This window comes from Gordonia hongkongensis, assembly GCF_023078355.1.
GTDB lineage: Bacteria > Actinomycetota > Actinomycetes > Mycobacteriales > Mycobacteriaceae > Gordonia > Gordonia hongkongensis.
In genome coordinates, this window is sequence record NZ_CP095552.1 from 220,316 (window position 1) to 243,485 (window position 23,170).

Consider the following 23,170-nt stretch of genomic DNA (forward strand, 5'->3'; position numbering starts at 1 on the left):
TCCCGTCGACGCGATAGTTCACTCGCTGCCGCGTTGGCGGCTGCCGCGATCTCTGAAGGACTCGCGGCCAGTCGCGTGCTCGCCGCTCGCGATGTCCGTCTGCCAATGGACTCGCGTCGCGGGCATCGTCAACGGGACCACCAACTTCATCCTGTCCGCGATGGACGAGACCGGCGCCGACTACGCCGAGGTCCTGGCCGAAGCAGGTCGACTCGGGTACGCGGAGGCCGATCCGACCGCCGACGTCGAAGGGCACGACGCCGCCGCCAAAGCTGCGATCCTCGCGTCCATCGCGTTCCACTCGCGTGTCACGGCGAGCGACGTGTACTGCGAGGGCATCTCGTCGATCACCTCCGACGACCTCGCGGCGGCGAAGAAGTTCGACTGCACCGTCAAGCTCCTCGCCATCTGCGAGCGCATCGAGGCAGACGGTGTTGAGAAGATCTCCGCCCGCGTGTACCCGGCGCTGATCCCGTTCGAGCATCCGCTCGCAACGGTGAACGGTGCTTTCAACGCTGTCGTCGTCGAAGCCGAGAACGCGGGACGCCTCATGTTCTACGGCCAGGGCGCAGGCGGGGCGCCGACCGCGTCCGCCGTGCTCGGCGACCTCGTGATGGCGGCGCGCAACCGCGTGTACAGCGGCCGTGGACCGCTCGAGTCGACCTACGCTTCGCTGCCGATCGCCCCGATCGACGATGTTCCGACCCGCTACTACGTGTCGATGCAGGTCGCCGACAAGCCGGGCGTGCTCGAGCAGGTCGCCGCAGAGTTCGCCAAGCGCGACGTCAGCATCGCAGCCGTTCGACAGGAGGGCGCGGGCGAGAACGCGCGCCTGATCGTCGTCACACACCGCGCCTCCGACCGCGATCAGTCGGAGACCGTCGCCGCAATCGAGAAGATGGACTCCGTCATCAAGGTGTCCAGCGTGCTCCGCCTGGAGGGAACCAATGACTAACGCCGCACATCAGCCCGTCCACCAGGGCTGGCCCGGACTGATCGAGGCCTACCGCGATCGCATGCCCGTGCAGGACGACTGGAAGATCGTCACCCTGCACGAAGGTGCGACGCCGCTCATCGCAGCGCCTGTCCTCTCCGAGATCACCGGTTGCGAGGTGTACCTCAAGGTCGAGGGACTGAACCCGACCGGTTCGTTCAAGGATCGCGGCATGACGATGGCGGTCACCAACGCCGTCAACAACGGCAAGAAGGCCGTCCTGTGCGCGTCGACCGGCAACACGTCGGCTTCGGCTGCCGCGTACGCCACTCGCGCCGGAATGACCTGTGCCGTCCTCATCCCCGAAGGCAAGATCGCGATGGGCAAGCTCGCCCAGGCGGTCATGCACGGCGCTCAGGTGATCCAGGTGCAGGGCAACTTCGACGACTGTCTGGAGCTCGCCCGCAAGGTGACGGCCGAGTTCACCGAGATCGAACTCGTGAACTCCGTGAACCCGGCACGTATCGAGGGACAGAAGACGGCGTCGTTCGAGATCGTCGATGTTCTCGGCAAGGCTCCCGACATCCACGCACTGCCGGTCGGCAACGCGGGCAACATCACCGCGTACTGGAAGGGCTACCGCGAGTACCACGCGGACGGCGTCATCGACACGCTCCCGCGCATGCTCGGCGTTCAGGCCGCGGGCGCCGCGCCGCTGGTCAACGGTGCACCGGTCAGTGACCCGGAGACCATCGCCACCGCGATCCGCATCGGATCGCCCGCCAGCTGGAATCAGGCCGTCGCTGCAAAAGACGAGTCGAACGGGCAGTTCCGCGCGGCCACCGACGAGAAGATCCTCGAGGCTTACCGCCTGGTGGCAGGCCGTGAGGGCGTCTTCGTGGAGCCCGCCTCGGCAGCCAGCGTCGCCGGTCTGCTCGCCGCACACGAAGAGGGCTGGGTCACGCCAGGGTCCACCGTCGTGTGCACCGTGACCGGCAACGGTCTGAAGGACCCCGACACCGCGCTGCTCGGCATGCCGAAGGTCGACGCCATTCCGGTTGATCCGGTGGCCGTCGCTCGTGCCCTCGGCGTCAGCTGACATCCATGGAGAACGCTGTGACCGCTGTGACGATCGGTGCGCCTGACGCCGAGCTGGTGCTGACCCCCGGAGTGACCGCACGTGTGCGGGTGCCCGCGTCGAGCGCCAATCTCGGCCCCGGGTTCGACTGCCTGGGTCTGGCTCTCGGGCTGTACGACGAGGTCAGTGTGACGGTCACGGAGCAGGGCACCGGTGTCGTGGTGACTGCAGAAGGGGAGTCGGCGGGCGACGTTCCCCTCGACGAACGTCACCTGGTGGCACGCGCTGTGATCCGCGGCCTGGAAGCCGCGGGCGTTTCGGCGCCGGGCATCGCGCTGCACTGTGTCAATGCGATCCCGCATTCTCGTGGTCTCGGCTCGTCGGCGGCCGCCGTCGTCGGCGGCCTCGCGGCAGCGTCCGGCCTGCTCGTCGCCGATGCACGTCGTCCTGCGCTGACGCAGACTCAGCTCGTCCAGTTGTCCAGCGAGTTCGAGGGGCACCCCGACAACGCCGCGGCGTCCGTTCTCGGATCGGGTGTCGTCACCTGGACCCACGGCGACACGGAGTTCTTCGCGCGCAAACTGCCGCTGCACCCGTCGATCAAGGCGACGTCCTTCGTTCCGCAGACGCAGTCGTCGACTGCCGAGACGCGCGGACTTCTGCCCGACGCGGTCCCGCGTGAGGACGCTGTGTTCAACGTGAGCCGTGTGGCGCTCGGTGTCGTCGCCCTCACGACGGATCCGACGTGCCTGATGGATGCGACCAGCGATCGTCTGCATCAGACCTATAGGGCATCCGCGATGCCTGCGTCGAGCGGTCTGATGAATGCGCTGCGCGACCGCGGGCATGCGGCAACGGTGTCGGGTGCGGGGCCGTCGGTGCTGGTCCTGGGCACGATCGACCTCGGAGATGTCACCGCTGTTGACAACGGTGGTGACCGGGTGGTTGCATTCGAGTCGTTCCACTCGAGCAGATCCCTCCCAAGGAGCTCACCCGTGCTCATGCGTCACCGCGCCTTCGCCGTCACCGCAACGGTCGCCGTCTCACTCGGTCTCATCACGGCGCCGGCGGGCGCGGTGCCGGAGCCGGAGTCGCTCCCGGTTCTTCCCCATGTGATCTTCTACAAGACGACGACCATGGCGCCGTCGTCGACACCCGTCGAACTCCCTAGGGTCCCCGGACGACTCGGGGCGACGTACCGCTACCAGGGCAAGACGCGGACCTTCGACGATTACCTTCGACGTACGTCCGCACGCGCGCTTGTGGTGTTGCACAACGGCGAACTGCTCGATGAGCGGTACTTCGCGGGCTACACGATGAACAGTCACTTCAACTCGTGGTCGGTCGGCAAGTCGATCACCTCGACGGCAGTCGGCATCGCGCTCGGCAAAGGCCTCATCGAGTCGGTCGACGATCCGATCACGAAGTACCTCCCGGAGTTGAGAGGCTCCGGATACGACGGCGTGCCGATCAAGCACATCCTGCAGATGTCGTCCGGCCAGAGGTACGACGAGTCGAGTTACGCGAATGTCACCGACGGGGCCACCGGCACCACGATCCGGATGGTGCTCGGGCAGCCGCTGATCGACCAGGCTCGACAGTCGGTCCGGACGACGTCATCGGGCAAGAAGTTCAACTACGCCTCGCTCGACACGTTTGTTCTCGGACGCCTCGTGACCAAGACCAGTGGCCAGCCGCTCGCCACCTTCGTGCAGAACAACATCTGGAAGCCTGCCGGGATGAAGAACCCGACGCCGGTCGGCGAGGACTACTACGGTTCGGCGATCGCGTACGCCTCGTATCACGCGACCACTCGCGACTTCGCGCGATTCGGCCAGCTGTTCATGAACGGCGGTGTGGTGAACGGCCGCCGGGTGGTGCCTGCCGCGTGGGTGAAGGAGGCGACATCGGTGCAGTCGGCGCAGGTCGCGAACGGTGCACTGCACGGCGGCTCGGTGTACGGCTACGGCTATCAATGGTGGCTGGGCGACGGCGACCGCGGCGACTTCCTCGCCGTCGGCATCCTCGGCCAGTACGTGTACGTGTCGCCCCGCGACAACGTCGTGATCGCGCAGAACAGTGAAGACCTTCAGGCTGACACGAATATGGAGGAAGCCCTGCCCGCGTTCCGTGCCATGGCCGATCGGATCACTTCTCGCGCCTGACCGCGTGCCGGAATCGGGAATTGTCAGACCCCGCTCGTAGTATTTCAGGCGAGTCGATCGCTGAGATCTGGAGAGGGGGACCGATGAGCCGACCGATGTACGAGATGGAGCCGCTCTTCGAGCTCGATCTCCCCGAGGCCTCGCCTGCTCCGACGAAGAAAAGGGCGCCGAAGCAGCGAGCGGAGCCCGCTCCGCCTGCTCCTGCCGCCGATCCGGAGGTCACGTTCCTTCATACCGCCGACTGGCAGCTCGGGATGACTCGGCGCTTTCTTCCGGGCGAGTCTCAGCACACGTATGCGGCGGCACGCGACGCCGCAGTCATCCGCATTGGAGAGGTGGCCGCGGAGACCGGTGCCGAGTTCGTCGTGGTCTGCGGCGATGTGTTCGACGATCCTCGTGTCTCCACCCGCATCATTCGCAGGACGCTCGATTCGCTCGGCGACTACCCGGTTCCCGTCTACCTGCTGCCCGGTAATCACGACCCACTCGACGCGACCAGCGTGTACACGTCGGTGGAGTTCGTGCGCGCCTGCCCGGAGAACGTCCACGTTCTCGACAAACCGGGGGTGGTCCGGATCCGCGAAGGCGTGAGCATCGTGGCCGCTCCGTGGCACACCAAACACCCGTCGTCCGACCTGATCGCCGACCAGCTGTCCGGCCTCGGACCGTCCGACGACATCCGGATCGTCGTCGGCCACGGCGGCATGGACAGCCTCAGTCCCAACCCTGACCCGTCGATCGTCGCCAGCGCCCGCGTCGACGCCGCGACCGCGGCAGGTCTCGTCGACTACGTCGCACTCGGCGACCGCCACTCTGTCACCTCCGTCGGGGACACCGGGCGGGTCTGGTATTCCGGTGCTCCCGAAGTCACGGCGTTCGACAACGTCGAGACCGAACCCGGCCATGTGCTGCAGGTGACGCTCCGGCGAGGCGGAGAGCGGTCGATCGACGTTCGACGGCACCGCGTCGGTCAGTGGGCGTTCCGCACGCTGACTCAGGACATGAATTCGATCGCCGACGTCGATCGGCTGCGGGCGACGCTCAGCGCGATCACCGACAAGCCCCGGACCGTGGTGCAGCTCGGTCTCGTCGGCACCCTCACAGTGGCCGAGAACGTCGCCCTCGACGAACTGTTCGACGAGTTCGGCGACCGTTTCGCGGGGCTGACGACATGGGACCGGGAGCACAACCTCGTCGTGGTGTCCGACGACGCCGATCTCGACAGCCTGGACCTGCAGGGATATGCGGGTAGCGCGGCTGCGGAGATCGCCGAACGGGCGGCCGACGATCCCGAGGCGCGGTCGGCGCTGTCGTTGCTTCTGCGCCTGGCCGGGAGTCGAGCGTGAGGGTTCATCGGCTGAAGGTGGTGAACTTCCGCGGTGTCGTCGAACGAGAAGTCGTGTTCGCCGACGCCGGTGTGACCGTGATCGAGGGCGAGAACGAAGCGGGCAAGTCGTCGATGGTCGAGGCGCTCGACCTTCTGCTGACGACGCGGGACAAGAGCAGCAAGGCGAGCGTGCGGTCGGTGCAGCCGTCGGGCCGCGACGTCGGAAGCGAGGTGACTGCCGAGATCTCCTGTGGGCCATGGCGCTTCGAGTACTTCAAACGCTTCAACAAAGCGCCCGAGACGGCCCTGACGATTCTGGAGCCGAAAGCCGAGCAGTTGACCGGCCGGGCGGCGCACGAGCGTGTCGAACAGATCCTGGACGCGTCTCTCGACCGCACGCTGTACCGGGCTCTGAGTCTGCTCCAGTCGACCGACCCCGAACTCGGGGCGCTGACCGACAGTTCCGCGTTGTCGCGAGCACTCGACCGCGCAGCGGGCGACGTCGACGTGGAGCAGGCGGGGGAGAGCCCCCAGACGCAGGACCTCCTCGCTGCGGTCACGGCTGAATACCAGCGCTACTTCACCGCGGCACAGGGCAGACCGACCGGCGAACTGTTGGCAGCCGAGCGGGCGGCGATCGAGACATCGGACGCGGTCGCGGAACGGGAACGGATCCTCGCGACCGTACAAGAGGCGACAGACCGACTGCCCGGTGTCGCCGCCGCCATCGCCGAGTTGTCGGAACTGGAGTCCGAACAGCGCGTCGAGGTGGCGAGGCTGGCGGCAGAGGTCGCGCAAGCGGACGCGGTTGTGGAGAAGCTGGACAAGTCGAAAGCGGTCGTCGCTCAGCGGCAGGCCGAGGCCACGACGGCAGCGAAGGCCGTCAACGAACGCAAGGGTCTGCGTGCTCGTCTCGGACAAGCGGAGTCGGACGTGGCGTCCGGCCGTGCGGCTGTCGAGTCGTCGCGGAACGATGCTCGTGCGGCAGCGCAGCGTGCCGAGGAACTCGACATCGAGGCGACCGCGGCGCAGGAGAGGCTGACCGGCCTGCGTGAACGGATAGCCGCAGCCGAGGCGGCAGAGGTCGTCGCGCGTGACCACCGTCGGCGTGCTGAGCTCGATTCGACGCTCGCTGAGGCCGCCCGGCTCCAGGAGGAGTTGGACGAGGCCGTGAAGGCTGCGAGCGACCTTGTCGCGACTGATGCCGATGCGGCTCGCGCAGTGGACCTGGACCGTGCGATCGCCGCAGCTCAAGCGCGAGTCGACGCCGGAGCTCCGACAGTGATCGTGACTCCTCTGGGCGGCGCCGTGACCGTCGACGGCGAACCGGTCACCGACGAGACCACGGTGAAGGCCGGACACACGGTGTCTGTCGACGCCGCAGAGGTCCGGGTGCGCGTGGTGCCGGGAGACGACGCACAGGCGTTGGCCGACGAACTCGAGGCGTTGCGTGAGGAGGCGACCGAGCTCGTCCGTCGATGCGGCGTCCGGCGACTGTCGGATGTCGTCCCGGCCGCCGCACGACGCACCGAGGCGCATGGTCGGGTCCGCGAGGTGGAACGTGCGCTCCGGAGAGAACTCGGTGAGAACAGCGTCGACGACCTGACCGCGGAGAGAGCCGTGGTCGACGCGCGGATTCCAGACGTCGAGCCGGAAGAAGTCGACGACCTCGGCGCCCTTCGCATCCGGGAGCGAGACGCTGCGAACGCGCACGCCGCCGCCGAGCGGGCTCGTGACGTGGAGTCTGCGCGCGCCCGTGAACACACGAGCCGAGCGGAGGTCTGGGAGAAGTCCGGTGAGAGGGCGGCCGAGACCGCCGTCGCGCTTCGTGAAGAACTGATGCGGGCAGTGGCCGAGGCCAGTGATGCAGACCTGGTCTCGTTGTCGTCGGCTGCCGCCCGCGACCTGGAGAACGCACAGGTCGCGGCGTCGAAGGTCGCCTTGGACGCTGCGCGTACGGATGTCGAGGGCGTTCGTGCACGTTATGAGGAAGCCGAAGCTGCGCTCGACCGCACACGTTCGAGGATCGCCGATGAGCGCAAGACCCAGACGGAATTGACAACCCGTCTCGAGGTCTGCCGAAGTGACGGCCGGTTCGACGAACTGTCCGACGCCGTCGCGGAGAACGACGCGGCTGTCGCGACGCTTCGGCGAGTGACCGAACGCGCGGCCGGTGCGCGGGTGCTGTTCGAGACGTTGCAACGAAAGCGGACCGAGAGCCGAGCGAGGTACGTCGACCCGTTCACACGTCGCCTCGAGGAGTTGGCCGGCCCCGTGTTCGGAGACGGCGTTCGGTTCGGAGTCGCCGACGACTTCCAGATCCAGACGCGCACTCTCGACGGGGTGACCGTCGACGTCGAGTCGCTGTCGGGTGGGGCCCGCGAACAGCTGGGCCTGCTCGCGCGGCTCGCGTGTGCGTCTCTCGTCGACGAGGCCGACGGCGTGCCGGTGATCCTCGACGACGCACTCGGATACTCCGACCCGAAGCGCCTCACCTCGATGGCCCAGGTCCTGGGACATGCCGCGGGCGACTCTCAGATCATCGTCCTGACCTGCACGCCCGACCGCTATCGCGACGTCCGCGACGCGACGTTGATCGCCGTCTGACGCACCAGGTCGCCCCCGGTGTTGGGGCGCACGGGGCAGGTGCGCTAATGTTGCTCTCGCTTGACCCGCCCCCCTAGCTCAGGGGATAGAGCGTCTGCCTCCGGAGCAGAAGGTCGCAGGTTCGAATCCTGCGGGGGGCACTGTGACATCCGCGCCGACCTTTGGTCGGTGTGCGCCCGCCTTGGTTTGGAATGACTTCACGTGGGTGCCAAGTATCTGTCCAGCCCACGCCTCGTGCGTGGGCTTTTCAGTTGGCCTGGGCGAGCTCCCAAAGCTCAGTACCGAGATGAGTACTCGAGAGCAATATTCCCTCGAGTGTCGATCTCAGTACTGAGTTTGGAGAGTTTCTGGATCAGAGATACGCCTGCGTGAGCATTTCGAGCAGGTGGCCTGACGGATCTTTGAAGTACACGCGTTTGCCTTCATCTGTGGAGATCTCGCCGGGGCGTGTCATCTGCGGGTCGGCCCAGTGCTCCACAGCGAGCGTCGTGAGGGCGTTGTATCCACGATCGAATTCTTCATCGTTCATGAGGAACGCCATGTGAATCGGATCGTTGACCGGTGCCGGAGCGAACTGCAACAACGTGTCGTCGTCGAGCTGAATGTTGATGAACGGGCCCCAGTTCGGAGCGGGGCGCGCGCCGAGAACGGCGAGGTAGAAGTCGGCGGACAACGCGGGGTCGTGCGCGCCGATGATGGTGTGATTGAAACTGACTGGCATGGTGAGACTTTCGTCTACGGCACCTCCATGTCTGACGCAGTCCGTCACCGACACGCGATGCTGACCGCCACGGTATCAGTGCACGGCTGTTGTGATCGGCGACATACTGGCGGAGTGTCACAGGCAGGCGCCGGGCGGTGTCCCATGTATGTCAATCACCGACGTTGAGGGAGTCACACCATGGACATCGTGATCGCAGGGGCTGGATATGCGGGAATCGTCGCGGCGAATCTGTTGGCGCGCAAAGGAAGTGGACTGACCGTCACGGTCGTCAGTCCGCACTCCGAATTCGTCGAGAGAGTACGGCTGCACCAAGAGATCGCCGGAAGCGGACCGGCGACGCGGCCATTGTCAGAGATGCTCGACGGCCGTGTCGTGCACCGGAAGGCTGCAGTCGAGAAGGTCGGCGACGGCGTCGTCGAGCTGTCCGACGGCACGTCGCTCGACTACGGCCGCATGATCTATGCGGTCGGAAGCTCGGCCGCCGCACCCGAGGGGACGCTCGCGGTCGGAGACGTCGACCAAGCACGCGAGGCCGCCCGACGCCTGCGTGCCCTCCGAGAAGGCGCGACGGTGACCGTCGCCGGGGCAGGCTTGACCGGGATCGAAGCCGCGTCGGAGATCGCCGAGCAGCGACCAGACCTGGCCGTTCGGCTCGTCGGCGACGAACTCGGTGCATCGCTCGGAGACGCCGCACGGACCAGGGTCGCCGAGGTCCTGTCGTCTCTGGGCGTCGAGATCGTTCGAGGCACGTGGACGACTGCCGACCACTCGGACCTCACATTGTGGGCGGTGGCCGCTCGGGTCAGCGACCTGGCGGCACGCAGCGGCCTCGACGTCGATGAGACGGGCAGAGTGCGCGTCGACTCGCAGCTTCGCAGTACGAGTCACCTGAACGTGTACGCGGTCGGCGACGCCGCGGCGGTCGCTGGAACACGCGCCAGCTGTCAGGCGGCGTTGCCGCAGGGCGCGCACGCGGCGAAGAACGTGCTCAGGGAGCTCCGCGGCGACGAACCGACACCGTTCTCGATGTCGTTCGTCGGGCAGAACGTGTCCCTCGGGCGCCGGAACGCCGTGATTCAACATGCGCACCGCAACGATGTGCCGACGCGCATCTGGTTCGGAGGTCGACCAGGCGCGTACTTCAAGGAGCAGGTCTGCAAGTTCGCTGCGACGTCGGCCCGTAAGGGTTCCGCGGTGACGATCCCGGGCCCACGATGACTGACGAGTTCGTCGAGCATCGGCCCCTGCTGTTCTCGATCGCGTACGAGATCCTCGGGTCGGTGGCCGACGCGGAGGACGTCGTCTCCGACAGTTGGCTGCGGTGGCGTGACGTCGACAAGGAGAGCATCACCAACCCGCGCGCGTACCTGGCGCGGATCGTCACTCGGCAGGCGTTGAACGCGGCGCGGTCGGCGGCCCGTCGGCGTGAGGATTACGTCGGACCGTGGCTGCCGGAGCCTCTCGAAACGGCGTCCGGCGATGCCCTCGACCACGTTCTGACGGGAGAAGCGGTCACCACCGCGATGCTGCTCGTCCTCGAATCGTTGACTCCATCCGAACGCGCGGTGTTCGTGCTTCGTGAGGTCTTCGCGTTCGAGTACAGCGAGATCGCGGCGGCGGTCGACAAGTCCGAGCCCGCGGTGAGACAGATCGCGAGTCGCGCGCGAAATCACGTGCGCGCCAGGCGAAGCACGGCTGTTTCGGAACCGTCCCAGGCACAGGCCGTTGCTGAACAGTTCCTTGCAAGCGCCATCACCGGCGATGTCCAGGGCTTGATGGACGCACTTGCTCCTGGCGCGGTGTTCCTCGGTGACGGCGGTGGCGTCGTCTCGGCCGCACGGCGCCCCGTACGCGGGGCCGACCGAGTCGCGCGACTGCTCGTCGGCCTGCTCTCGAAGGGGACGGCGATGGGCGAACTCGGCTTCCGAATGACCGTCGTCAACGGAATGCCCGCGGTGCTCTCGTCGATTGACGGCACGATCGACAACGTCACCTGCATCGAGGTCGTCGACGAGCAGGTCACGGCGGTGTACGTCGTTCGAAACCCCGCGAAACTGACGTCGCTGAGCCTCTGAGGCGAGAACAGCGGGGAACCGGCGATCCCGAGTCGTGACGAGTGCGGCGGGCTCGCTCGTCGTCCGCATACGATCGAGGCCATGAGCGCACCCCACTCCCGAACTCTCGATCGCGACACGGTCCTCTGCGTCTCGCTCGCCGCCCGGCCGTCCAACATCGGGACGCGGTTTCACAACTATATGTACAACGAGCTCGGCCTCAACTACGTCTACAAGGCGTTCGCGCCCGCCGACATCGAGGCGGCAGTCGCCGGGATCAGGGGGCTGCCGATCCGCGGTGCTGCGGTGTCGATGCCGTACAAGGAGGCGGTGATCCCTCTGGTCGACGTGCTCGAGAAGTCGGCCGCGGCGATCGATTCGGTGAACACGATCGTCAACGACGACGGCGTTCTTCGGGCGTACAACACCGACTACCAGGCGGTGGCGGACCTGCTCGCGGCGTCGTCGTTCGATCGGACGGCCCCGGTCGCGGTGGCGGGCAGCGGCGGCATGGCGAAGGCCGTCGTCGCCGCATTGCGTGACGAGGGGTTCACCGATGTCACGGTTGTTGCGCGAAACGTCGAGACCGGCGGGGCGCTCGCCGCGAAGTACGGATTCGCGCACGCCGTGGAACTCGGCGACTCCCGCCCGACGACGTTGGTGAACGCGACACCGATCGGAATGGCCGGCGGCCCGGCATCGGAGGACCTCCCGTTCCCGCAGGACGCCGTTGATGCCGCGCAGGCCGCGCTCGACGTCGTCGCGATGCCCCCGACCACGCCGCTGATCCGCGCACTCCGCGCACGCGGCGCTGAGGCCATCAGCGGCGATGCGGTCATCGCCGGTCAGGCGGCCGCGCAGTTCGCTCTCTACACGGGGATCACTCCGACGCCGGAGCAGGTTCGTGCGGCGTCGGAGTACTCGCGGGCATAAAATCCCAGCATGCTCATCGCAGGTCTCGTCTTCGCCGCAGTGGCGGCCCTCGTGCACGTGTTCATCTTCTATCTCGAATCCATCGCGTGGACGACACCTCGGGCGCGTGCTGTGTTCGGGACCTCCGAGGCGGAGGCGGAGGCGACCAAGCCGCTGGCTCTCAACCAGGGCTTCTACAACCTCTTTCTCGCGATCCTCATCGGTGCGGGCATCGTGGTGATCGCCGCGGGGCAACAGGCCGTCGGTGCGACGCTGGTCTTCGCAGGTGCCGGAAGCATGGTGGCGGCGGGCATCGTGCTGATCGTGTCGGATCCGTCGAAGACGTCCGCAGCGCTCAAACAGCTCGTCCCACCCGCGATCGGTGTGCTGCTCCTGGCGATCGGGCTGCTGGCGTGATCAAGGTCCTCGCGTTCGACACCTTCGGGACGGTCGCCGACTGGTACACGGGAGTGTCGACGGCACTCGCGGAGACGTTCCCCGACCTCGATTCATCCAGGCTGGCGCTCGACTGGCGACGCACCTACGTGCCAGGCCTGCTCGAGGTCGAGTCAGGTGAACGTCCGTGGAAGCTGCTCGACGACCTGCATCGCGAATCGCTCCAGCGGCTGCTCGCCGACTCGTACGGCGTCACTGCGACCGCCGCACAACTCGACGCCGCCGTCCATGCGTGGCACGTGCTCCCGGGATGGCCCGACTCCTCGGACGGGCTGCGTCGCCTCAAGACCCGATTCACGATCGGGGCACTCAGCAACGGAAACGTCGCATTACTGACGGAGATGGCGAAGAACGCCGACTTCCCGTGGGACTTCGTCGGCGGGGCAGACCTGTGGCGGCACTACAAGCCCGCGGCCGAGGTGTACCTCGGCGTGGCCGACCTCATGCAAGTGCGGCCGGAAGAAGTCCTGATGGTCGCCACCCACGTCTCTGACCTCGCGGCAGCGCGATCGTTCGGACTTCAGACCGCGTACATCGAACGGCCCCGCGAGTGGGGTCCAGAGCCCAAGCCTGCCGAACGCGATCCGCTCGACCTGTTCCACGTCTCCGGCATCGATCAACTGGCAGACGCGCTCGGCTGCTGAGGTCGCACTAAGCGATCCCGCGGCCGGAGACCGTCAGCAGCAGGTCGAGGGCTGTTCCCTCCACGTCGCGGCCCTCACCCGCGACGTAGTCGCAGTCGGTGGCGATCAGGCGCAGTCCTTCGGCGCGCTCGGCTCCGCCGCCCCAGCTGACAGCAGTTCTCAATTGGTAGTCGAGTGCGTCGAGGACGGCGTCCACGGGATAGTCGCCGACCAGCCCGAGGGGCCGCCGCACGTCCTCACCGTGGACGATCGCCTCGACCAACCGGGTGGCCGGCGGCGCCGGGGGAGTGCGTGTGAGGTCGACGGCCGCACGGATGTCGGCCACAAGGTCTGCCGGTCGGGGACGGCGGCGTCGTTTCACACCGAGATCGTTGGCCCGGTCGAAGTCGAAACGCGCGAGCAGCATGTCGCGGACGAACGCGAGACGACCCATGTGGGCGGTGTCGACGATGTGCGCGACGACGTCGGCGACATCCCAACCCGGGCACAGCGACGCCGCCCGCCACATCTCGTCGGGGATCTCTGCGAGGTCGTCGGCGAGGCGTCGACGTTCGTCGTGGACCGCCGTCCACACCTCGTGCCGGCTGAGTCTCATAGAGGGGCCCATGCCGTCCATTGTCGACCGAACAGATCAATCGGGGGAGGTTTCGCGTAGTCCGGGCGTCGGCGCCTGCCTCGGTCGGTCGACTGACCATGCCGACCGGCGTGGATACGCTCCGAACCGTGAGCACACACGCGGGAGCAGACGAAGCGTCGGACGTAGCGCGACCGCACACGTCGATGGTGGGGGCGGTGATCGCACTTGCGTTGACTGCCGTCCTATCGGCCCTGGCAGGATCGGTGACCGCAGCCGATGTCGTCGAGCCTCTCCAGATGATGGTCTGGCTTCCGGCCGCCTCGTGCGTGATCTCGGTGGCGGCGATCCTGGCTGCGGGATGGAACCTCGCCGGTCGGGGAGCCTCGCCCATAGTTCGGGGCGCGGCTGTTCTCGCAGCACTCGCACCCCTGGTCGTCGTGGCCTCCGCATCAGGCGACTGGAGCGGCGCCCGGTTCGTCGATGAGGCGGGCGCGGTGGTCTGGACGCTCACCGCGGTCGTCGCGTCGTCCACCGCCCTGCTGGTGTGGGCGGGGGCGCCGCGTCGAGGAGCGCGCGGATCGATAGGACTCGGCATCGCGGTCGGAGCGGGCTGCGCGATGCTCGTCGTGCTGCTCGCGATCACGGCCGCTGTGCCGTACCTCCAGAAGACGGAAGCGGTGGTTCACAGCGAGGGCTCGCAGACATCCGAGCCCGCCGACGTGGGCACGCCACGATATCGACTGTCCGTCGCGGGACCGATCCACGCCGTCGGCCCCGGGTTCGCGCATGTACGCGGCTCGACACTCGAGGTGGTCGACGGGCCGACCGGAAGGCCGGTGTGGTCGTACGACCTCGGCGAGGTCACGGACGCCGGTCCCACAGTGGTCGTCGACGCGTCGACGAACCGGACTCCATCGGTGACCGTCCGGCGAGGACACCTTCTCGCCGTGCTCGACTCGTTCTCCGGCCGGGTCGAAGACACTCGATGGGCGACTGACTCCGCTGTCGACGACGGCGCCTCGCACAGTGACCTCACCTACGACGGCGCGCAAGTACAGCTGTCGACTCTGCCAGGCGAAGCGGTGACCAGAGCTGTCATCCGCGACCCGCACGGGGTGACGATCGACGTGTTCACGATCCGGGTCGAGTTCGATACTCGCTGCAGCGGTGGACCACGTCGACCCTGGCCGTTGTGCGCGCGCAATACACAGGGAGGCATACAGCCGCCCCGTGCTTTCCTGCGTTGTTAGCATCCCAGCGAAATGACGACGGTAGGTGTGCTCATCGAGAAGTTGAGGGATCGCTGACAGCGGCAGATCGATCAACGCGTCGTGATGATCGATCTGCAGGCCGACATGGCGGCGGGCTGAAAGCACCTGGACCACCAGCCAGCTCAACACCGGACTCTTTGCCGCGCGATTGACGATCCATCCTCTCGGGCCGCCCGGGACGTCCGGGATCAGATCGAACCACTCGGCCAACCGTGCGACGGCGTCCGCACTCTTCGGACTGGACAGAATCCCATCCGCCTCCGCCAGTGCTTCACCGCGGGTGACTGCACTTGTCGGCGGCTGAATACCCCACCGAGGCCCTCGAAGCTCAGTTGTGCGACCAGCGGCTTCGGCTTGGAGCTCTCCGGCCCATTCGACGAAACCCCTTGCGCGAGCCCGGGATGCGAGGTGAAGCAGAAGAGTGGTTAAGTTTCGGACTTCTGCGAGGTACGCGGGGGGCGCGAGAGCGCCATCGAGAACGCTCGTTTCTTCGCCTTCGATAGCGGCCGTAACCCGCTTTGCGGTCCGAATTGCACCTTCGGATGCAGCCGTCGGTTTCTCTCTCAGGATGGAGTGTCGGCAGGGAGCCGAGAATCCGAGCGGATTTCCGCACGGCTGGTGTTCATCGAGCCGAGGACGCAGCGGACTGTGGTGTCGCGTTCGAAAGCGCCGGCCACAGCTTGAACACTCAGCGACCAGGTAGACGCCGTGGTCGGGACACACTGTCGACACCGGTAGCTTCCACGACAGCTGCCAGATTCCGTCGTGCGATAGGCAGAGTGGGCATAGTTGCGTCCCATGCTGCGGGAACCACCCCTGGCAAACGATGGCGCGGTAGCTCGCCCGATCGATGTCCATGGCCATGAGAAAGTCCCCACTGGTGGCCAGGTCGAGGTCCCCGCTGGTGGCCAGATAAAAGTCCCCACCCTGTGTTCGTCGTGTCGACCCGGAACTGAGGGCCCAGGCGATGACGGTGAAGGTGCCAACCGATCACCATCACCGCCTGGGAGTTCCATTGAAGTCTGCGAAGGACCGTATGGACATCATTTCTGCTTACCGAGAACTCGGAAGCTATCGCGCCGCAGCCGAGGTGTGCGGCACCACCCACAAGACCGTCAAACGTGTGGTCGACCGGTTCGAGGCCGACGATCAACCACCCGATCGCAAGGAACGGGCCCGCAACTACGACACCGTCGCCGAGCTGGTCGCCGAGCGAGTCGAGCGGTCACACGGCCGGATCACCGCCAAACGTCTGCTACCAGTAGCGCGAGCGGCGGGCTATGCAGGCTCGGCCCGCAACTTCCGTCGTCTCGTCGCCCAGGAGAAAACACAGTGGCGCCGTGATCACCATCGTGGGCGTCGCCCGGCAGTGTGGGCTCCGGGTGACTACCTGGTCATCGATTGGGCCGTGATCGGCGGCCTGCACATGTTCTGCGCGGTGTTGGCGTTCTCACGCTGGCGGTTCGTTCGGTTCGCCACCAATGAAACATCCACCACCACACTCGGATTCATCGCTGAAGCCTTTGAGGAGATCGGTGGAGTACCCAACAAGGTACTCGCTGATCGGATGGGCTGCCTCAAAGGTGGAGTCGTCGCCAACGTCGTCGTACCCACCCCCTCGTATGTGCGGTTTGCCACCCACTACGGGTTCGCCCCGGATTTCTGTCACGGCGCCGATCCGGAATCGAAAGGGATCGTGGAGAACCTCTGCGGGTACGCGCAGTCAGATCTGGCGCAACCGTTGTGGACCGAAGCCAAGATCGCCGCTGGTCGTGACGACGTGCAGCTGGATGTGCACGCAGCGAACCGGGCCGCGCGGGACTGGTGTGTCGAGGTCAACACCCGCCGCCACAGCGACACACTGTGCGTGCCTGCTGAGCAACTCGATGTGGAACGAGAAGTGCTGTCGACGTTGCCATCTGCGGGCCCAAGTCGGCCCACCGCCGGTCACCCGAAAGGTCGATCGCCTCTCATGTATCCGGTACGCCTCGGCCCGCTACTCGGTACCCAACCGGCTCATCGGCACCACCGTGACCCTCATCCAGGACGGTGAACGGCTCCTGATCGCCGAACCCGCCTCAGGCGAGGTGATCGCCGAACATCTGCTGGCCGCACCCGGAGAGGTCGTCCTCAACGATGACCACTACGGCGGGCCACGCACACCGCCCAGTCGTGCACCACGACCCAAAACCGCAGCAGAGAAGCAGTTCTGCGCTCTCGGTGAGGTTGCTGAGCAGTTCCTGGTCGGTGCCGCCGCGATCGGTAACACCCGCCTAAGCGGTGAACTCGACGACATCCTCGGGCTCGTCACCTCCCACGGCCACGAACAGGTGCTCACCGCCCTGACCAGGGCGGTGGCATTCCGACGGTTCAAGGCCGCCGATGTGCGTTCGATCCTCGATGCCGGAGCCGGCACCCCCAACCCGCGACCGGCCGGCACAGCACTGCTCGGGCACCTGCCTACCGCGCCCACCCGCTCGCTGGATGCCTACAAGCTCGGCGCCGGCGACAAGGAGGTGTCATGACCACCACAACATCGACATCAGTTGCACCAACAGTGCCGCCACTACCGGCCGACCTCGACCAAGCGCTACGCCGATTGAAGCTCGCCTCGATCCGCCGCACCGCACCCGAGGTACTGCTCACCGCGAAAACCCAGCGATGGACACCCGAAGAAGTGCTGCGGACCCTGGTCGAAGCCGAGATCGCCGCTCGTGATGCCTCCAACATCCGCAACCGACTCAAAGCTGCCGGGTTCCCGGTCACCAAAACCCTGGAATCGTTCGACGTGGCCGCATCCTCCATCCCGGCCAACACCTTCGAATACCTATCCTCACTGGAATGGGTTCGAGCCCAACACAATCTGGCCTTGATCGGCCCAGCCGGGACTGGCAAGAGTCACACCCTGATCGGGCTGGGGATCGCCGCAGTACACGCCGGACACAAAGTGCGGTACTTCACCGCCGCCGACCTCGTGGAGACCCTGTATCGCGGACTGGCCGACAACACCGTCGGCAAAACCATCGACACCCTGCTACGCCAAGATCTGCTCATCCTCGACGAGATCGGATTCGCACCACTCGACGACACCGGCACCCAACTACTGTTCCGGCTCGTCGCCGGCGCCTACGAACGCCGCTCTCTCGCGATCGCCAGCCACTGGCCCTTCGAACAATGGGGACGATTCCTGCCCGAACACACCACCGCCGCCAGCATCCTCGACCGGCTCCTACACCACGCCACCATCGTCATCACCGACGGCGACTCCTACCGCATGACACACCGAACGGAGGTACCACCCACCTAGAACATCCCGCACAGGGTGGGGACTTTTACCTGGCCACCAGCGGGGACATCAAACTGGCCGTTGACACCGATCGAGCGGGTCGAAGCCGTCGAGGTTGAGTGGCGCGCCTCCGTCGTAACGCAACAAGGTCGAATTCTCGACGGCCGATGCCCCCAGCCCAGTGAGATCCACTATTCGGCCGACGAGCTCATCGCTAGGCCGGACCAGCATGAAAGCCGTCGAGACCGACGATCCGTCCCGGTTCTCCTTGAGCATGCGGACAAGACTCTTGGTCGTCAGATCGTTCACAAGTGCAATCCGCTCGAGGTACGAATCAAGCGACTCGCGTGGATCGATTGCAACTCGAGCGGGGAGCATTAGCTCAGCGGCTCCGTCGCCGTCGCGGTTTGGTAGCGCCCGCAGTCGGCGAGCGACTGGAAGTCACGCGCCCACACGAGTCCGGTCCTCTTCTGAGACTCGGTCCGAATCCACCACACCGAAGTCTCCACTCCCAACCTGACGCACAAGATCTTCGTCGGCGACGCAGATCGCTTCGGCGGCACTGCGAAGGATGAGACGGCCTTCAGGGTTGAGCGCAGCGTCAAATGCTTTCAGGTGTTCGGCGTCTGGCCGTGTACGCGGGCTATCACAGGTTGCATCGAACCACATCCAAGATGCGGCGAGCCGGGCGCAGCCATCGAAGTTCCGGGCGGCTGCGGGCAGGGTGCCGACCAGGTCCGGCGGGGCGGCTTCAATCCTTCTTAACGCGTCGCGGCGCTCACGGTAGTTGACGAGCTCATCGAGGCATAGGGCTCGCGCCAGATTCATCGCATGGGCAATGTCGCTCTCGCGGTGGAAGATCGGAGTCCATTTCGGCCACGCCCCTATGCAAATCGAGTAGCTACCAGCTTTCGTCAGACGGTAGGTCGGCTCGTCGGCAAGGCTCCAATGATCGCGCAACCGAACACATTGACTGAGAAGTAGCGCGACTCTGGAACGCCACAACCACTGGGCGGGGTCGAGCACGAACGGTTCGCCTTCTTGCCGGTAGATCCCTGGGATGTGGTCAAGCGTCAATTGCGTATGGCCAAGCGCCAGCCGGATCAGATCTTCGCCGCGTGGATGGCGGACTGAGCTCTTCGGTAACCGCATGGTCTTGACAGTCTTCGCGCCTGTGCGGAGTACCCGTCGAGTGAAGACCTGCGAATCGGGTATTTCAGAATTCTCTGGTCGGACAGGAGTGGGACGTGGATGTGGAGATACTCGTGGTGTCAGCCACGTTCGCTGTTCTTCCCAGGCCATTGCGATGGCCAGTGCACGAACGGCAGGAGATCGCGGTAGCTCTTCCTCGGACTCGTGACTCGTCGCAAGATCTGCCGTCGCAGTGGTCACCAACTGAGCATCCGCTGGGATCCAGTGTGCAGATCCTCGACTGAGCCGACGAGCCACCGAGGGTAGTTCCGCGCGGAGACACTCAAGTCGGTCGAGTGCATCGAAGTCATTCGCAGATCTGTGCGCAGCGGACGAGACCTCCTTGCAGACCGACAGAATCCGGTCGGGAACTCTGGTCAGCTGCGCAGTGCCGCTACCGGGCATGCCGATGAGGTGCCCGCAGTAGAAGCAGACCGGAGACAAAGCCAACGCCCACTCTCGCCGTGCCACTCCGTTTGGTGCGCAACGGCAATGCTGACCCCACTCACTTGCCAGCCAGCCTTCCTTCGCGAGCACTCGACTATGGCAGTCATCAAGGGTCATCGCCGAAATGCGCGAGAATGGCTGGCGCGTCAGCGTGGCCAGGTGCCGCAGAATCGGCTCGTAGTCAGACGCTGATCGCGGTAACTGACTTCGACCAAGGATCTTGGTGACGGTGGTGCAATTCGCCGTCGCCGCGCGCGATACGAAGGACTCCAGCGATTCATCGTCGGCTGGAATCGGTCGAGCAGGCAGATAGCCGATACGAGGCTCTCGCATGGATAGCCCCCTTCCGTTGTCTGCCGGTGACATCACACCCTGCTCTGCTTGCTGCGGCGCCGAAGATCGATTTCCGCCTCTGCTGCGTGCGCTCGTTTACTGAGGCGGACTTCCTTCAGGTGTTCTGGGTTGATCGTGTGCGTGCCGTCGGCGATCGCTGCAAGTGTCGCAATGCGGAGGAGGCGTGTCGCGTCACCGACGTAGCCCTGAGATCGCTTCCAGATGGGCCCCGCGAGCTGTGAAGTGAGAAGCCCTTCGCTTGCCCGAGGGAGATGCGGAAGGAGATAACCTTCCAGCCCGTAGAGCAGTTGCTGCCACGCGTGTTGCTCCTCCGAAGTCTCGATTCCGTACGGACTGAAGCTCATTGGCTGGAGGCGGCCGATAAGCTGGGCATCGCTCATGGCTTCACTGGATTCGAGGTCTGTCCCAACCAGAATTAAGCTGGCGTTGAATTCGCCGAGCTCGGTGTTCATGTACTTCACGTGATCGAGGACCTCCCGGCCGCCCTTCCAGTTGGTACGCAGTAGATGGAAGTCGTCGATGAGAAGGGTGCGCACGCCGTGGCGTGCCAATGCCCTGACCGCGGCGGTTGACGTCTGGTGGGCGGCGCCGCTGGCGGATAAGCGGAAGAAGTCAAGGACTTGGGAGTTGAATCCTTTGACCATCGAGCCAGATTGCAGGTTGACCCAAACGACGGGGCATAGGTCTGCGTCGATCGTTGGCTGAGGGTTCCACGTGGGCAGTTCTGCAGGGCCTTTCGGTGCGCCTACGATCCATTCCACGTATTTCCTTGTGGCCCAGCGGCGGACCGCCGTGCTCTTCCCGAGCGTGCTTGCACCTGTGACCGACGCTATTGCCTTCGCACCGGGGCCCGTTTCAGAATTCTCCTGCACGATCTCAGTGAGTCGGTCTGCGACTGCGCGGGTCTCGGCCGTTTCGACGTAGAGTCCATTCATCCATTGACGCAGCGCATCGACCGCCCGCGCGCGGTCCTCGGATGTCATCCTGTCCCAACCAGCCGACGTGTACAGAGGTGGTTCTGGCAACTCCGGTTTGGTGCAAGCCAAATGCCAAGCGAGGGAGTCCATCAGGAGTCGGCCCGCATCGTCGGCCACGGGACGTCGAGGATGTCCAAGGGAACGTCGTCCTGGGGTGAATCGGTATGGGGCGTCTTGGTGCGTGCTTCGTTGCCGCCCGACTGAGTGGCTTCGTCGCGGGTTGCACCTTGGGCTGCCTGAGCTTCTTCGTGGTCTTTGCGCGATTGTTCAACTCTGCGGTGCGCGGCTGACAGTTTGGCAGTCCAGTCAGTTGGAACGGGCCCAGAGGTGAGTTCCGTGAGCTCGTCGAGGATCTGCCGCTGCGCTGAGCCCCGACTCAGAATGTGGTTGCCGCCGCGTTCGCGGACGCGCCGCCTAACAGCCTGAACGATCGTATCGGTCATCGGCGCGTCAGTGAAGAAAGATCCTCGCCACGCAACGGGGCGTACACGGCCGGTCTCGGGGTGCGGGAACCAGATGCTCGACAAGTCGTGCGGGTCGACAAGAAAGGGAACCTTGTTGTCGTCGTCCCTGAACTGGCCCCGTGCGACATTCCGGAAATCATCGAGTAGCTTGCCGTCGTAGACCATCTCAGCAAACTCGACACCTGCGACTCCGACTGTGCCCCACTTGACCGGAAGCATCTGATAGATCATGTCTGCACGCTGCGGTACGTCGATACGGCCGGTGACGTCGAGCATGATGTCCCAGAGCTCCAAAGGACTGGTGCGAGCGGTGGGCTCACCACCGATAACCAAGCCTGTGTGCCACGACCGGTGGTAGTCCAAGGCGACGAATCGCCGAAGGTGTTCTTCCAGTTCGGCGGCCGTGACCAATGCCTCCTCGGCGACCAATCGGCCGCGCTCCGAGGTATTGCGACCTTTGTAGCCAGGGAGCTGTTGAACGGCCCGCTGTAGCGTCTCGTGCCAGCGTTCAACGTGGGGGTTGTCCGTTGGCTTTTTCCCGCGACTGAGCAACAAGTCAATCCCGAAGTCACGCAGAATCGCGCGGAAGTGATCGGACACGAAGATCGAACCGTGGTCGGCGCGGATCGCGTCCGGCATGACGCCAGGGATGTGGTGCTCTCCTTGAAGCGTAGTGAAATCGGGTGCAACACTTCTGCGCCCAACCTTGACCGCGACATCAGAAGCGTCGACGACTTGGGGCAAACCGGCCCAGCGCCAGTGACTGATGGTGGTGCCCTCCACCATCATCGAGAACGGGCGGCAGATGTCGTAAAGAAGTAGCCCGGCATCGATTCCATCGGCGCTCTTCGGCACCACGCGCAGTGCGAGGATCACTCTGGTGGCGACGTCGATCGCAGTGAGGATTTCGACGCTGAAGGGTCGCCCGAGAAGCGGGTCATATACGAGGTTATCCGCCCTCGTGGCGTCGATGGCGACTATTTGCCCAGGCCTGATTGCGGGGAAGTGCTCTTTGCCCGATACGCGCTGTAGCGACCGGCTTCTCTGGGTGCGGGTTGTTGCGCCCGCGCCCCGTTTGAGGTGCGCGAGATACTCTGCCGTCAGGCGCTGCGGCGTGGAGACATTCACGTGCCCTGCACGCTTGAGCTCAACCTTGATCCGCCGATCAAGCTCGCTGATGTTGACGTCCGCCCGATCTCCGTCCAGGGTGGCGAAGACCAACTCAGCAACAGTCCGATAGCGCTCATCGATTCGCTCCCACGTCTGTTCGCGACGCAGGGATCTGGCATCGAGGAGCCCGAGTAGTCCGTCGCGTTTCCAAGCACGCACCCAGTTGCGGATGGTGCTGTCGACCGGAGCCGATCGCTTGATCTCACCGTTCGCGATGCGGCGTTGTAGGGCACGATCTCCCGCAGCTTCTTGCTGCAACGCGACCGCCATCGCGCGACAGCGCGCCGCCTCGGAGACGCCGAAGCCTTCACCGAAGGGTGGGCGCGGTTCGCCGTCGCGCGCGAGTTCGGCGTGACCGTCCCGGTAGCCGGTCAGTATCTCTTGCACGATTTCAAGTTTGTCGAGGGCGGCTCGGCGCGTTTCCTCAGACAGGCCATCCCAGTACGGGCGGAGCGCCGGTCTGATTGGCGCTACATCGCCATCGACCACGAGTCGCACCTCGGCGAGTTCGGGCCAATCGACGTGCAAGGAA

The 23,170-nt window shown here is 65.4% G+C and carries 16 protein-coding genes, 1 tRNA gene and 6 pseudogenes; 15 read left to right on the forward strand and 8 right to left on the reverse strand.

Going from position 1 to position 23,170, the window contains the following annotated elements:
* Window positions 1–109 precede the first annotated feature (109 nt).
* The 7 genes and pseudogenes from MVF96_RS01025 to MVF96_RS01055 form a co-directional block, all read left to right on the forward strand.
* Window positions 110–955 (forward strand): annotated as a pseudogene (locus MVF96_RS01025) (homoserine dehydrogenase); the annotation flags it as partial.
* On the forward strand, window positions 948–2,033 hold the full coding sequence (thrC, locus tag MVF96_RS01030) for a threonine synthase (protein ID WP_247450853.1): 1,086 nt from the start codon (window positions 948–950) through the stop codon (window positions 2,031–2,033). The pseudogene MVF96_RS01025 and the gene thrC, both read left to right, overlap by 8 nt.
* A 5-nt stretch (window positions 2,034–2,038) precedes the next feature.
* Window positions 2,039–2,920: pseudogene (gene thrB / locus MVF96_RS01035) on the forward strand (homoserine kinase); the annotation flags it as partial.
* A 348-nt stretch (window positions 2,921–3,268) separates the two neighbouring features.
* Window positions 3,269–4,177: pseudogene (locus MVF96_RS01040) on the forward strand (serine hydrolase domain-containing protein); the annotation flags it as partial.
* A gap of 83 nt (window positions 4,178–4,260) precedes the next feature.
* The gene (locus MVF96_RS01045) at window positions 4,261–5,523 is read left to right on the forward strand and encodes a metallophosphoesterase family protein (protein ID WP_418930453.1); all 1,263 of its coding nucleotides are present in this window, start codon (window positions 4,261–4,263) and stop codon (window positions 5,521–5,523) included.
* Window positions 5,520–8,111, forward strand: a complete 2,592-nt coding sequence (locus MVF96_RS01050; protein WP_247450855.1) for an AAA family ATPase — start codon at window positions 5,520–5,522, stop codon at window positions 8,109–8,111. The genes MVF96_RS01045 and MVF96_RS01050 overlap by 4 nt, the downstream gene beginning before the upstream one ends.
* Before the next feature lie 67 nt (window positions 8,112–8,178).
* Window positions 8,179–8,251 (forward strand) — tRNA-Arg (locus tag MVF96_RS01055).
* A gap of 212 nt (window positions 8,252–8,463) precedes the next feature.
* Here MVF96_RS01055 and MVF96_RS01060 read toward each other — a convergent pair.
* Window positions 8,464–8,886 carry a VOC family protein gene (locus MVF96_RS01060; protein ID WP_418930411.1) on the reverse strand — a complete coding sequence of 141 codons (423 nt, stop codon included), beginning with the start codon at window positions 8,884–8,886 and terminating at the stop codon, window positions 8,464–8,466.
* Window positions 8,887–9,012: 126 nt separating this feature from the next.
* On the opposite strand from MVF96_RS01060, the gene MVF96_RS01065 reads away from it, so the two are divergent.
* The 5 genes from MVF96_RS01065 to MVF96_RS01085 all read left to right on the forward strand — a co-directional run bounded on the left by MVF96_RS01065 (window position 9,013) and on the right by MVF96_RS01085 (window position 12,901).
* Entirely contained in the window at window positions 9,013–10,053 is a 1,041-nt protein-coding gene (locus MVF96_RS01065; protein ID WP_247450857.1) for an NAD(P)/FAD-dependent oxidoreductase, read from the forward strand.
* Window positions 10,050–10,910, forward strand: coding sequence for an RNA polymerase sigma-70 factor (locus MVF96_RS01070; RefSeq protein WP_247450859.1), 861 nt, complete (start codon window positions 10,050–10,052; stop codon window positions 10,908–10,910). The genes MVF96_RS01065 and MVF96_RS01070 overlap by 4 nt, the downstream gene beginning before the upstream one ends.
* 81 nt (window positions 10,911–10,991) lie before the next feature.
* Window positions 10,992–11,822: a shikimate 5-dehydrogenase gene (locus MVF96_RS01075; protein ID WP_247450861.1), complete on the forward strand. Its 831-nt coding sequence runs from the start codon at window positions 10,992–10,994 to the stop codon at window positions 11,820–11,822.
* Between the two features lie 9 nt (window positions 11,823–11,831).
* Window positions 11,832–12,218 carry a DUF1304 domain-containing protein gene (locus MVF96_RS01080; RefSeq protein ID WP_247450862.1) on the forward strand — a complete coding sequence of 129 codons (387 nt, stop codon included), beginning with the start codon at window positions 11,832–11,834 and terminating at the stop codon, window positions 12,216–12,218.
* On the forward strand, window positions 12,215–12,901 hold the full coding sequence (locus MVF96_RS01085) for a haloacid dehalogenase type II (protein WP_247450864.1): 687 nt from the start codon (window positions 12,215–12,217) through the stop codon (window positions 12,899–12,901). The genes MVF96_RS01080 and MVF96_RS01085 overlap by 4 nt, the downstream gene beginning before the upstream one ends.
* Before the next feature lie 7 nt (window positions 12,902–12,908).
* Here the strand turns inward: MVF96_RS01085 and MVF96_RS01090 are convergent, their stop codons facing one another.
* On the reverse strand, window positions 12,909–13,508 hold the full coding sequence (locus tag MVF96_RS01090) for a maleylpyruvate isomerase family mycothiol-dependent enzyme (RefSeq protein ID WP_336283402.1): 600 nt from the start codon (window positions 13,506–13,508) through the stop codon (window positions 12,909–12,911).
* A gap of 233 nt (window positions 13,509–13,741) precedes the next feature.
* Between MVF96_RS01090 and MVF96_RS01095 the strand changes: the two genes are divergently transcribed.
* Window positions 13,742–14,728, forward strand: a complete 987-nt coding sequence (locus tag MVF96_RS01095; protein ID WP_247452186.1) for a hypothetical protein — start codon at window positions 13,742–13,744, stop codon at window positions 14,726–14,728.
* 729 nt (window positions 14,729–15,457) lie between these two features.
* Here the strand turns inward: MVF96_RS01095 and MVF96_RS01100 are convergent.
* Window positions 15,458–15,613: pseudogene (locus MVF96_RS01100) on the reverse strand (TniQ family protein); the annotation flags it as partial.
* 151 nt (window positions 15,614–15,764) lie between these two features.
* Between MVF96_RS01100 and istA the strand changes: the two are divergent.
* Both istA and istB read left to right on the forward strand, forming a co-directional pair.
* Window positions 15,765–17,274: pseudogene (gene istA / locus MVF96_RS01105) on the forward strand (IS21 family transposase).
* Window positions 17,271–18,056 carry an IS21-like element helper ATPase IstB gene (istB, locus tag MVF96_RS01110; protein ID WP_006361228.1) on the forward strand — a complete coding sequence of 262 codons (786 nt, stop codon included), beginning with the start codon at window positions 17,271–17,273 and terminating at the stop codon, window positions 18,054–18,056. The pseudogene istA and the gene istB overlap by 4 nt, the downstream one beginning before the upstream one ends.
* Before the next feature lie 48 nt (window positions 18,057–18,104).
* Here istB and MVF96_RS01115 read toward each other — a convergent pair whose 3' ends face one another.
* From MVF96_RS01115 to MVF96_RS01135, 5 genes and pseudogenes are all read right to left on the reverse strand, one after another.
* Window positions 18,105–18,413, reverse strand: coding sequence for a TniQ family protein (locus MVF96_RS01115; protein WP_247450867.1), 309 nt, complete (start codon window positions 18,411–18,413; stop codon window positions 18,105–18,107).
* Window positions 18,414–18,476: 63 nt separating this feature from the next.
* Complete coding sequence (locus tag MVF96_RS01120) at window positions 18,477–19,187, reverse strand: hypothetical protein (protein WP_238553849.1); 711 nt, start codon at window positions 19,185–19,187, stop codon at window positions 18,477–18,479.
* 480 nt (window positions 19,188–19,667) lie between these two features.
* Window positions 19,668–20,039: pseudogene (locus tag MVF96_RS01125) on the reverse strand (TniQ family protein); the annotation flags it as partial.
* Window positions 20,039–21,010: a TniB family NTP-binding protein gene (locus MVF96_RS01130; protein WP_238553839.1), complete on the reverse strand. Its 972-nt coding sequence runs from the start codon at window positions 21,008–21,010 to the stop codon at window positions 20,039–20,041. The pseudogene MVF96_RS01125 and the gene MVF96_RS01130, both read right to left, overlap by 1 nt.
* A gap of 83 nt (window positions 21,011–21,093) precedes the next feature.
* Window positions 21,094–22,908, reverse strand: a complete 1,815-nt coding sequence (locus MVF96_RS01135) for a transposase (protein WP_247452178.1) — start codon at window positions 22,906–22,908, stop codon at window positions 21,094–21,096.
* Window positions 22,909–23,170 lie beyond the last annotated feature (262 nt).

Coding starts and splice junctions, on each gene's coding strand:
- MVF96_RS01120 (WP_238553849.1), bottom strand. CDS start 19,187: ATGCGGTTACCGAAGAGCTCAGTCCGCCATCCACGCGGCGAAGATCTG.
- MVF96_RS01130 (WP_238553839.1), bottom strand. CDS start 21,010: ATGACATCCGAGGACCGCGCGCGGGCGGTCGATGCGCTGCGTCAATGG.
- MVF96_RS01070 (WP_247450859.1), top strand. CDS start 10,050: ATGACTGACGAGTTCGTCGAGCATCGGCCCCTGCTGTTCTCGATCGCG.
- MVF96_RS01135 (WP_247452178.1), bottom strand. CDS start 22,908: ATGGCGGTCGCGTTGCAGCAAGAAGCTGCGGGAGATCGTGCCCTACAA.
- MVF96_RS01075 (WP_247450861.1), top strand. CDS start 10,992: ATGAGCGCACCCCACTCCCGAACTCTCGATCGCGACACGGTCCTCTGC.
- MVF96_RS01080 (WP_247450862.1), top strand. CDS start 11,832: ATGCTCATCGCAGGTCTCGTCTTCGCCGCAGTGGCGGCCCTCGTGCAC.
- istB (WP_006361228.1), top strand. CDS start 17,271: ATGACCACCACAACATCGACATCAGTTGCACCAACAGTGCCGCCACTA.
- thrC (WP_247450853.1), top strand. CDS start 948: ATGACTAACGCCGCACATCAGCCCGTCCACCAGGGCTGGCCCGGACTG.
- MVF96_RS01065 (WP_247450857.1), top strand. CDS start 9,013: ATGGACATCGTGATCGCAGGGGCTGGATATGCGGGAATCGTCGCGGCG.
- MVF96_RS01045 (WP_418930453.1), top strand. CDS start 4,261: ATGAGCCGACCGATGTACGAGATGGAGCCGCTCTTCGAGCTCGATCTC.
- MVF96_RS01090 (WP_336283402.1), bottom strand. CDS start 13,508: ATGGGCCCCTCTATGAGACTCAGCCGGCACGAGGTGTGGACGGCGGTC.
- MVF96_RS01115 (WP_247450867.1), bottom strand. CDS start 18,413: ATGCTCCCCGCTCGAGTTGCAATCGATCCACGCGAGTCGCTTGATTCG.